Origin of the sequence: uncultured Jannaschia sp., assembly GCF_947494055.1 — a bacterium.
In the GTDB taxonomy this organism is placed as follows: domain Bacteria; phylum Pseudomonadota; class Alphaproteobacteria; order Rhodobacterales; family Rhodobacteraceae; genus Jannaschia.
In genome coordinates this window covers 1-1,297 of record NZ_CANLTR010000129.1, presented here as the reverse complement: position 1 = coordinate 1,297, position 1,297 = coordinate 1, and the positions used below count along the sequence as shown (strand labels likewise).

Annotated in this window: 2 pseudogenes; both read left to right on the top strand. The window is 61.5% G+C overall.

Annotated elements, in window-relative coordinates:
* Positions 1–306: 306 nt before the first annotated feature.
* Positions 307–441, top strand: a pseudogene (locus Q1A87_RS23435) (IS5/IS1182 family transposase); the annotation flags it as partial.
* Positions 442–584: 143 nt separating this feature from the next.
* Positions 585–1,230: pseudogene (locus tag Q1A87_RS23430) on the top strand (transposase); the annotation flags it as partial.
* Positions 1,231–1,297: the final 67 nt, after the last annotated feature.

Below are 1,297 nucleotides of genomic sequence, written 5' to 3'. Positions count from 1 at the left end.
GGGTTGAGTTCCGCGACGGCGTCCGTCAGCTTCAAACTGCCGCCCGATCACGCGTCACCAACTTCCGCGCATATCTCCTTGCGCCTCATCCAGGATTACTTCGGTCACCGGGATCCTTGGCATATGGCGCACTACACGCGGACCGCAGCGCATTGGTTTGATGATCTGTGGTAGCTGGATGCTACAAAAGCGGCGAAGAGCAGGAAGGGCGGAAACCGAACCTTTGCTGCAGTTACATGCTAGGGTCAGGATGCATTGATGTCCTACGTATCGCGTGATTCACGGCTCCGAAAATGCAGCGGTGCCATGAGCGACCTCTACTGGCTGACCGACGAGCAGATGGGCAGGCTTTCCGCTTTCTTCCCGAAGTCGCACGGCAAGCCTCAGGTAGATGACAAGCGAGTTTTGAGCGGGATTGCTTTCATCGATCGCAATGGCTTGCAGATGCGCGGCGAGCAGTGGTCAGCCCCCTGAAAAGTGGTCCTTACTGAAGTAGGCATTCGAGCCAAATGGAGGACGAAGGAATGGGACAGAAGGGGCACAAGCCGGAGGAGATCGTGGCGAAGGCTCAGTAGGTCGACGTACTGGCATTGCAGGGCCGACCGGTGGCCGAGGCGGTGAGATCGATCGGCGTGACGCAGTTCACCTGTTACCGATGGCGCAAGGAGTCCGGTGGGCTGAAGACCGACGAGGTGAAACGGTTGAAGGAACTCGAGAAGGAGAACGAGCGGCTTCGCAAGGCCGTCTCCGATCTCACGCTCGAGAAACTGATCCTGAAGGAGGCCGCCTCGGGAGCCGAGGGTCTGCGTCAGCAAAACTTCTGAGCCCCGCCCGCCGTCGTGCCTGCGTTGGTCATATCAGGCGGACGTTCTCCGTCTCGGAGCGCTTCGCTTGCCGCGTGCTCGGGCAGCATCGCTCGACGCAGCGAAAGATTCCGCGCAGGCGGGCCGACGAGATTGCGCTGACCGCGGACATCGTCGCGCTCGCCAGCCAGTACGGGCGCTACGGCTACCGTCGGATCACTGCCATGCTGCGTGATGCCGGCCGGGCCGTTAACGTGAAGCGCCCCTTCCGGCAGATTCGCGTTGCAAATCGCCTTCCGGGCAACGGACGAGCGGAGCTGGCGGAGGGAGGGGCTGAAAGTGCCGTCCGAGGCAACCGAAGAAAGGTCGCCTCTGGCTGAACGACGGGTCCTGCATCCGTCTTCGCCCCGAGCGACAGAACCATGTCCCCCTCTCGGGACATGGCTTCGCAATGCCCTGTCGGGCAGCGGGATCCTACGACTTCGTCGAGAGCC